Source organism: uncultured Blautia sp., from assembly GCF_902497045.1.
Lineage (GTDB): Bacteria > Bacillota > Clostridia > Lachnospirales > Lachnospiraceae > Blautia_A.
The window spans coordinates 1-8,904 of the sequence record NZ_CABVDF010000110.1 but is presented as its reverse complement, the minus strand read 5'-3'; the positions used below and the strand labels follow the sequence as shown (position 1 = coordinate 8,904).

The window sequence follows — 8,904 nt, the reverse complement described above, 5'->3', positions numbered from 1 at the left end:
AAAACTTTTATAAAGGAGAAGGGCACTTTTTGAGAGGTAATGGAAATCTGAAAAAATAGTGAACTTTCTGCAGAAAATTGAAAAAGCATTTTTCATGTGTTATGATTTTAAGGAAATGTGATGATCAGCATGAAAGAGGTGATTTCAATATGAAAAAGAAAATAGGCGCAATGTTTATAGCTGCGATTTTTTTGATGAATGCGAATTTTGTGCATGCAGAGGTGGATGATTATAAAACTGTAACCGGACAGACAGGGGATAAAACAGTACAATCTTTTTCCATAGACGACGGAAGCGGAAATACAGTGCAGGTAGCAGCCTGCAGTGACCGTTTATATGTAACGGCAAAGACTGCGGCAATACGTTCTGTTCCCGGAGAAAACGGAACGGAGCTGATGCAGGTAAGTTTAGGAGAGGAAGTCACACGAAGTGCAGTCTGTGATAATAACTGGAGTAAAATCTCTTTGGAAAAAAATGGAAATAAAGTGAACGGCTATATACAGAATCAGATGCTCAGTGATGATATACAGATCCAGCCGGTTGAGGATATGGCAGAAGTAAAAACAGACAGCAGTATTCTGGACTATCCGGGGCGCAAGGACGGTGAAGTGATAGGAGAGGTGCTGGAACTGGATGAGGTGAAGCGTACGGGAACAGTGAATGATGTATGGAGCCGTATAGTCTATCAGAATGAAAGTGGAGAAGAACAGACCGGATATATTCCTACCAGTGTGCTGGATCTTCCGGAATCCATACAGACAGCAGATGCCAGTATTGATAAAGACCTGAATGCAGGTACCCTTCATAAAAGCAGCGGAGAGGGGGTTTTTGCAGAGGCGGTGGAAGCAGGCACCACTGTCAATGAAGAAAACGGTGTACTGGTGGGAACTCCTGTAGCCGCTTCTTCAGATGCAAATCTGAAGCCACTGGGAAAATTCAGGATCACACATTACTGTCCATGCAGCATCTGCTGCGGTCCCTGGGCAAACGGAATCACATCTACCGGCGTGACTGCAACTACAAACCATACGATAGCAGTGGATCCGTCCCAGATTCCTTATGGAAGTCAGGTTGTGATCAATGGACAGGTTTATGTGGCGGAAGACTGCGGAGGCGCTATTAAGACAAACTGTATTGATATTTATGTGGCAACTCATGAAGAGGGAGAGGCCAAGGGTGTTTATTATACAGATGTATACCTGATTCAATAAGAAAAGGAACCGTCAGCCTGGGACTGGCTGTATGCTTACAGCAGCTTGGGCTGGCGGTTCTTTTATTGCTGTTTATGCGTTTTTCAGAGCTTTTTCAAGATCTTCAAGAATATCGTCAATATGCTCAATTCCTACAGAAAGACGAATCATTCCCGGAGAAACTCCTGCTTCTTTGAGCTGTTCGTCGTTCATCTGGCGGTGTGTATGGCTTGCGGGATGAAGAACCATGGTTTTTGATGCTGCTACATGGGTACAGATATTTGCCATTTCCAGACTGTCCATAAAGCGTACAGCTGCCTCCCGTCCTCCTTTCAGCTCAAAAGAGATAACTCCACAGGAACCATTAGGAAGATATTTTTCGGCAAGTGCGTGGTATTTATCGCCGGGAAGTCCCGGATAGATGACTTTTGAGACCTTCTCATGGGAGGAAAGAAATTCAGCTGTCTTTTGTGCATTGAAACAGTGACGTTCCATACGCAGAGGAAGGGTTTCCAGGCCGATATTCAGAAGAAAACAGTTATTAGGAGACGGGATAGAACCAAGATCTCTCATCAGCTGGGAAGTTGCTTTTGTTATATAGGCTTTTTTACCAAACTGCTTTGTGTATACAACACCATGATACGATTCATCCGGCTGGGTAAGGCCATGATACTTGTCACCGTAAGCTTCCCAGTCAAAGTTTCCGCTGTCAACGATGGCACCACCTACCTGAAGCCCGTGACCATCCATATATTTTGTGGTGGAGTGTGTGACAATATCAGCTCCCCACTGGAAAGGATGGCAGTTAACAGGAGTGGCGAAGGTATTGTCAACAATAAGCGGCACTCCATGGTCGTGAGCGGCCTTTGCAAACTTTTCGATATCCAGAACAACCAGTGCCGGATTGGCAATGGTTTCTGCAAAAAGTACTTTGGTATTAGGACGGAAAGCTGCTGCGATTTCTTCAGAAGAAGCGTCTGTGTCTACAAAGGTACAGTCAATCCCCAGTTTTTTAAAGGTAACAGCAAGAAGATTAAATGTTCCTCCATAGATGGTGGAAGCGGCAACTACATGATCTCCCGCTTCACAGATGTTAAAAACTGCATAAAAATTGGCAGCCTGTCCGGAAGAGGTAAGAAGCGCGGCAACTCCTCCTTCAAGTTCAGCGATTTTTGCAGCAACTGCGTCGTTTGTAGGATTTTGGAGACGGGTATAGAAATATCCTTCAGCCTTCAGATCAAAAAGCTGTCCCATTTCATCGGTAGTATCATATTTAAACGTAGTACTCTGATAGATAGGCAGGGCACAGGGTTCTCCTTTGGAAGGAGTATAGCCTGCATGCAGGCATTTTGTTTCCAGTCTGTAATCACTCATGGTTCTGTCCTTTCTTTTTGCTGGATTCTGTTCAGAAGCAGTAATGCATTGCTGTGAACAGGTGAAGAATAAATATGGACATATCATAGCACAAAAAAAGTATTCTTACAATTACTCAGTATAAAAAAGAACAGAGAAATAAGTCTTTTCGTTGCAAATCAGATGGAAATAAGCTATCCTAGTTATAGAGAATGTATATGAATGACTGTGTTTAATGATCTGGAAAGGAAACAGAATGAAGAAAAAAAGAGCAGAGGCAGAAAATAAATTAACACGGGTCGTAGCGATCGCTGTGGTTTCTGTAATTATGGTAATTGTAATTATAGCTGCATTTACCATTAATTTTAATAAAATATATGGACTGCTCCTGGAAAAAGATATGGAACAGGTGAGGTTTACCTCCAGTTTTGTTACGAAACTGATCAGCACAGAAATTGAAAATCTTCAGGCGGCTTTGGATTCCAGCCAGAGAGTTTTTATTCAAACAGGGAATAACCAGGAAGAAACAGCTGCAAAATATTTAGACGATATCAGCAGAAAATTTGGATTTAAAAAGGTTGGATTATCTGATCTTGCTGGAAACAGTATCGATAATACCGGAAAGAGGGAGCGGCTATATAATGACAAAATGTTCGACTCAATAAAAAATGGGAAGAAATATATTTCAAATGTACTGAATCTTTCAGATATAATGCTGATTGCAGTTCCTTTTTATAAAGATAATCAAGTAGCAGGCACGATATGGGGATATTATTCAATTTCTTCGATTTCTGACAAAATAGAATTAAATGACAAATCCCATAGATATTTTCAGATTATTGACGATACAGGTTTGTATATCAGTGACTCGGGCAATATAAATTCTTTCGCAGAGGACCGGAATATCTGGAAAGAATTAACACGTTATAAAATATCTGATGGAATCACGGTAGACCAGATAAAAAAGACTGTGGAAAAAGGTCAGGGAGGAGAGTTTCATTTTTCTTATAAAGGCAAGGGCAGATATGTGACATATGAACCTCTGGGAATAAATAACTGGTATGTATTTTCTGTACTGGTAGAGGAGTACCTTGGAGATTATGCGACAAAAATCGAAACCATATTTTTTGGCATGCTGTGGGGAATACTTATTGGCCTGTTTTTACTGGTAGGGCTGATAGGGCGTTATATTTTTACTGACCTGCGGGAAGTAAAAAAACACAATGAAGAATTAAGCCTTAAAAATTCTCTTCTGTTTATGGTAGTAAAGCATACAAATGATATTCCATTTGAGGTTGATTTCCAAAATAATACGCTGACAGTATACAGCAATACGAATTCTGAACAGCCGCTGGTTCGTAAAATTGAATACTATGCACCGGAAAATATGCTTTCTCATGGGTGGATTACTGCAGAGGAATATCCTGATTACAGAGATAGTTTTAAGAAACTGATCAGAGGCGAAAAGATCCAGCCGGTTGTTTTTAAAATGAAAATAAATGGAAAATGGGATTATAACAAGCTCCATATAAAAATTGTCAATCAGAATCGTATGATAGGATTTCTGGAAGATTATAACGAACAGATGCTTCAGGAACAGAAGATAAAAGAAATCAGAATTAAAAGTCAGACGGATTCGTTAACGGGATTGTACAATAGGGAACATTTTACTATAGAGTGCAATAAATATATAAAAGAAGAAGCAAATAATCCCAATGGAAAAATATCGGCATTGTTTCTATTGGATCTGGATCATTTTAAAAGCGCAAATGATACTTTAGGACATATGACCGGAGATCAGATACTAAGAGAATGCGGCAATAAAATGAAAGCTATAATAAGGGAGACGGATCTTGCAGGAAGACTGGGAGGGGATGAATTTGTTTTGTTTATCCGTAATGCAAAAGATATGCAGTCTCTTCGGATCTGCGCAGAAAAAGTGAATCAGGTTCTGAAACAGTCTTATGGAACAGGAACGAATTCTGTAACAATAAGCGCTTCAATCGGAATTGCGGTATGGACTACAGAAAAATCTTTTGAAGATTTATATAAGATGGCGGATCAGGCCCTTTATAAAGCAAAAGACAAAGGAAGAGACAGATATCATATAGTACTGAAGGATAAGGATGGAAGTATTTTCCAGATAGAATAAAATTTAATATACGGCAGCTGCAGAGAATTCTGATCTGCTGATGAAAAAAGAGTACAGAAAACTCAGAAGAGAGAAATCTGTACTCTTTTTTTGAGGATTAATTTTGTTCCGAGAGAGAAAAAGAATAAATCTCTGAATATTTTTTGTAAAAGTAATCCAGCAGAGGCTTTGCAGAAACTTCTTTGCCGCAGAGACGTTCAGTGACTTCATGTGAAGTGTAAAGACTTCCGTATTGATGAATATTAGTATTTAACCAGTTTGTGATTTCCATAATCTTACCCTGGGAGAGAAGCTGGTCTACGCTTCCAAGATCTTTTTCAATAGCTTCCAGGAACATGCCATCATATATAGAACCCAGAAGATAGGATGGAAAATAGCCAAAGGAACCATCGGACCAGTGTGTATCCTGAAGCACGCCCTCTGCATCACAGGAAGGACGGATTCCAAGAAGCTCCTCCATTTTGTCATTCCAGAGTCCGGGAAGTTCTTCGGTGGTTACTTCATCATTGAATATGGCACGTTCAATCTCATAGCGCAGGATGATATGGAGACAGTAGGTTACTTCATCTGCATCTATGCGGATCATGCTGGGCTGTACGAAATTTATGGCCTTGCAGAAAGTATCAAAAGGAATTTTGCGGAAATCAGGCAGAAATTCACCAAGTTTGTCGTAGACAGGTATCCAAAAGTTAGGATTTCTGCCAAGGATATTTTCGTAGAACCTGGATTGGCTTTCGTGGAGTCCCATCATATTTACCTGCATAACAGCTGTGTGTTTATAGGAGGGATCAATATTTTGATCAAAAATAGCATGTCCTCCTTCGTGGATAGCGCTGAAAATTGCTGCCAGAGGATCTTCTTCACGGAAATGGTTCGTGATACGAATATCTCCGTAACCTATTTCAGAAGTAAACGGATGCTCACTTTCTGCAGTGGTTCCTTTTGTAAAGTCAAAGCCCATATAGGAAAGAAGCATATCCTGTAATTTTTTCTGACCGGAAACAGGATAGGTTCCTTTCATGGCAGACAGGTCCGGCTGCCCTGACTGGTGTATTTTTTTCAGAAGCGGGCGAAGCCCTTCTTTTAATTCTTTAAACAGATGGTCGATAGTCTGACTGTCAATGCCCTCTTCAAACATATCCAGAAGAACTTCATATGGCTTCTGGTCCGGTTCCATATAACGAACATACTGCTTGGTCATCAGAATGATCTTGTCCAGATAAGGACAGTAAATAGAAAAATCACTGGCTTTTTTTGCAGTTTCCCAGGCTTTTTGAGAGCGGGCCTTCAGTGTTACATATTCTGTGTAAAAATCCTCAGGGACGCGGCAGAAGCGTTCATAATCCCGGAGTTCACGTCTGACAGTGACTTTTATGGCATCATCCAGCGCTTCGTAATTTTCCGGGGAAGAAAGTTCTCTTAGAAGAGCACCGTATTCTTCAGAGGTAGAAAGCCGGAAAGCTTCGGTAGAAAAATAACCGATGGCCTCTGCCTTGGAATCAACTCCCTTTTCCGGAGTCATAGTAGCCAGATCCCAGTAAAGAAGATTTTCTATAGTCTGGTACTGTTGGATTTTTTTCATGTGATCTTTTAATTTCATGATGAGTTCGTTCATTTTTTCATCTCCTTGCATATATGATTTTTATGAAGAGTATTTCCTGTTTATGGTATCACAAAACAGGAAAAGAAAAAAGATATATATTTCTGGCATATGTCAAAAAAAGTTATTGACATATGTCGTATTTGATTTATAATAAGATTAAATGACATATGTCAGAAAAAGGAGGTGTGGAGATGCCAAGACCGACGAAATGCAGGAAGGTATGCAGACTTCCGGGGACTCTTTCCTTTGTTCCGGGGGAATCCGGTGAAGATGCCGGAGGTGTGATCCTGACAGTAGATGAATATGAAACCATTCGACTGATAGACAGGGAGGGATTTTCTCAGGAAGAATGCGGCGAATATATGCAGGTGGCACGCACCACGGTTCAGCAGATCTACACATGTGCCAGAAAAAAGATTGCCACAGCCATTGTAGACGGACTTCCTATACGGATCCAGGGTGGTAATTATCAGATCTGTGAGGGAGGAAGAAATTATTACGGCTGCGGAGGATGTAAAAAAAGGCGGTTTAAAAATATGGAACAAGGAGGAAAGACCAATGAGAGTGATTTTACCGGCAGATGAGGAAAAAGATGTGATCTGTGCGACTTTTGGAAGAGCACCTTATTTTGCAGTTCATGATACAGAAACCGGAACAACGGAATTAAAGGAGAATCCGGCTTCTCAGGTTCAGGGAGGAGCCGGACTGAAAGCTGCTCAGTTTGTACTGGATTGTCAGGGGGATGTGCTGATCACACCACGCTGCGGTATGAATTCTGCGGAAGTCCTTCAGGCTGCAGATGTTGAAATTTATAAATCGGAAGGAGTAGGAGTCAGTCAGAATATTAAAGCTTTTAAAGAAGGAAAATTATCTGTTCTGACTCATTTCCACGGAGGATATCAGGGAATACGATGAAAATTGCAGTTTTAAGCGGAAAAGGCGGGGCCGGAAAAACACTGACAGCTGTGAATCTTGCTGTTGCTGCCGGACAGGCAGTTTATATTGACTGTGATGTAGAGGAGCCAAACGGCCGTCTGTTTTTTAAACCGCAGAATATAAAAGCGGCAGATGTGACAACAGCTCTTCCGGAGTTTGATCCGGAGAAATGTACAGGCTGTCGTACCTGTGTGGATTTTTGTCGGTTTCATGCTCTGGTCTATATCAAAAACAGACCAAAGGTATTTCCTGAGGTATGCCATTCCTGTGGGGGCTGTGCTCTTGTCTGTCCAGATAAGGCTGTGACAGAAAAGAAAAAAGTCATTGGCAGGGTGGAAACAGGGTACCATGGAGAGACACGGACGGTAACAGGAATCTTAAATCTTGGGGAGGCTTCCGGTGTACCTGTGATCCGGGAAGCTCTGAAAGAGGGCGACGGGCAGAACGTACCAGTGCTGATCGACTGTCCGCCGGGAAGTGCCTGTCCTGTAGTAGAAAGTATCTCAGAAGCGGATTTCTGTATCCTGGTGGCAGAACCGACAGCGTTTGGCTTCCATAATTTCTGTATGGTTCATGAACTGGCAGAGCTTCTTGGAAAGCCCTGCGGTGTTGTGATCAATAAGTGGGAAGGAGTCTATGAGCCTCTGGAAGAATACTGCAAAGAGAAAAAGCTTCCGGTTCTTCTCAGAATTCCATACGAAGAAAGGATTGCAGAAATTGTTTCTTCCGGAAAGATTCTCGTAGAAGAATTTCCTGAATACAGAAAAAAATTTCAGGAGCTTCTGAAAAAAACAGGAGGTGGGCAGGCATGAAACGTCTTCTGGTATTAAGCGGAAAGGGTGGCACGGGAAAAACGACGGTGTCCTCGTCTTTTATTGAATTTTCTCAGGCACGGGCTATTGCAGACTGTGATGTGGATGCTCCAAACCTTCATCTTGTTACAAAAATGGAGACAGAACCGGAAGTATCTGATTTTATGGGTGCAGAAAAAGCAGTAATCGATCCGGAAAAATGTATTGGCTGCGGACAGTGCGTAGAGTACTGCAGGTTTGGTGCAGTCAAAAGCTGCGGGGAGGTTTATCAGATACAGGATTATGCCTGTGAAGGCTGCGGTATCTGTGAATATGTCTGTCCTCAGTCTGCAGTTACCATGAAAGATGATGTGGCAGGCAGACAGGAGCTTTACAAAGGGGAAAAAGTTTTTTCCACTGCCGCATTAAAAATGGGACGAGGAAATTCAGGAAAGCTGGTAACAGCCGTAAAGCTTGCCATGCTGAAAGCGGCACCTGAGACAGAACTGGCTGTGGTAGATGGTTCACCGGGAATCGGCTGTCCGGTAATCGCCTCCATGAGTGGGATGGACCTTGTTCTGATCGTCGCAGAACCATCGGTTTCCGGAAAAAACGATCTGGAAAGACTGATAAAAACAGCAGAATCCTTTCAGATGAAAATGGGTGTATGTGTAAATAAATGGAATACCAGCCCGGAAAAAACAGAAGAAATTGAAAAATGGTGTAATGCGCAGGGAATTCCTTTTATGGGAAAAATTCCTTACGATAAAGAAGTTTCAAGGGCGGTTAATGCAGGGAAAAGTGCTGCAGAAGTCGATTGTCCGGCGCGGACTGCATTGCTGCAAATTTATCAAAATGTCAGAAATGAATTAAAAATAT

At 41.8% G+C, this 8,904-nt stretch carries 8 protein-coding genes; 6 read left to right on the top strand and 2 right to left on the bottom strand.

Features of this window, described 5'->3' with window-relative positions:
• Positions 1-149: 149 nt before the first annotated feature.
• Positions 150-1,211, top strand: a complete 1,062-nt coding sequence (locus RDS42_RS09120; RefSeq protein ID WP_308783388.1) for a 3D domain-containing protein — start codon at positions 150-152, stop codon at positions 1,209-1,211.
• 72 nt (positions 1,212-1,283) lie between these two features.
• Here the strand turns inward: RDS42_RS09120 and RDS42_RS09115 are convergent, their stop codons facing one another.
• Entirely contained in the window at positions 1,284-2,564 is a 1,281-nt protein-coding gene (locus RDS42_RS09115) for an O-acetylhomoserine aminocarboxypropyltransferase/cysteine synthase (protein ID WP_308783387.1), read from the bottom strand.
• Positions 2,565-2,799: 235 nt separating this feature from the next.
• On the opposite strand from RDS42_RS09115, the gene RDS42_RS09110 reads away from it, so the two are divergent.
• A complete protein-coding gene (locus tag RDS42_RS09110; protein WP_308783386.1) occupies positions 2,800-4,695 on the top strand; it encodes a sensor domain-containing diguanylate cyclase in 1,896 nt (631 codons plus the stop codon).
• Positions 4,696-4,792: 97 nt separating this feature from the next.
• Here the strand turns inward: RDS42_RS09110 and RDS42_RS09105 are convergent, their stop codons facing one another.
• Positions 4,793-6,310: a carboxypeptidase M32 gene (locus tag RDS42_RS09105; protein ID WP_308783385.1), complete on the bottom strand. Its 1,518-nt coding sequence runs from the start codon at positions 6,308-6,310 to the stop codon at positions 4,793-4,795.
• A gap of 179 nt (positions 6,311-6,489) precedes the next feature.
• On the opposite strand from RDS42_RS09105, the gene RDS42_RS09100 reads away from it, so the two are divergent.
• The 4 genes from RDS42_RS09100 to RDS42_RS09085 form a co-directional block, all read left to right on the top strand.
• Complete coding sequence (locus tag RDS42_RS09100) at positions 6,490-6,882, top strand: DUF134 domain-containing protein (RefSeq protein ID WP_308783384.1); 393 nt, start codon at positions 6,490-6,492, stop codon at positions 6,880-6,882.
• Positions 6,857-7,213, top strand: a complete 357-nt coding sequence (locus RDS42_RS09095) for a NifB/NifX family molybdenum-iron cluster-binding protein (RefSeq protein ID WP_308783383.1) — start codon at positions 6,857-6,859, stop codon at positions 7,211-7,213. Before RDS42_RS09100 ends, RDS42_RS09095 begins: the two co-directional genes overlap by 26 nt.
• Positions 7,210-8,046 (top strand): ATP-binding protein, encoded by an 837-nt coding sequence (locus tag RDS42_RS09090; protein ID WP_308783382.1) that lies wholly within the window; start codon positions 7,210-7,212, stop codon positions 8,044-8,046. The genes RDS42_RS09095 and RDS42_RS09090 overlap by 4 nt, the downstream gene beginning before the upstream one ends.
• Positions 8,043-8,904: ATP-binding protein (locus tag RDS42_RS09085; RefSeq protein WP_308783381.1), on the top strand; the 862-nt coding region annotated here is incomplete at its 3' end. The genes RDS42_RS09090 and RDS42_RS09085, both read left to right, overlap by 4 nt.

Bases quoted from the DNA above. Each gene is read 5' to 3' on its own strand.
- RDS42_RS09110 (WP_308783386.1), top strand. From the start codon at position 2,800: ATGAAGAAAAAAAGAGCAGAGGCAGAAAATAAATTAACACGGGTCGTA.
- RDS42_RS09100 (WP_308783384.1), top strand. From the start codon at position 6,490: ATGCCAAGACCGACGAAATGCAGGAAGGTATGCAGACTTCCGGGGACT.
- RDS42_RS09090 (WP_308783382.1), top strand. From the start codon at position 7,210: ATGAAAATTGCAGTTTTAAGCGGAAAAGGCGGGGCCGGAAAAACACTG.
- RDS42_RS09115 (WP_308783387.1), bottom strand. From the start codon at position 2,564: ATGAGTGATTACAGACTGGAAACAAAATGCCTGCATGCAGGCTATACT.
- RDS42_RS09095 (WP_308783383.1), top strand. From the start codon at position 6,857: ATGAGAGTGATTTTACCGGCAGATGAGGAAAAAGATGTGATCTGTGCG.
- RDS42_RS09120 (WP_308783388.1), top strand. From the start codon at position 150: ATGAAAAAGAAAATAGGCGCAATGTTTATAGCTGCGATTTTTTTGATG.
- RDS42_RS09105 (WP_308783385.1), bottom strand. From the start codon at position 6,310: ATGAACGAACTCATCATGAAATTAAAAGATCACATGAAAAAAATCCAA.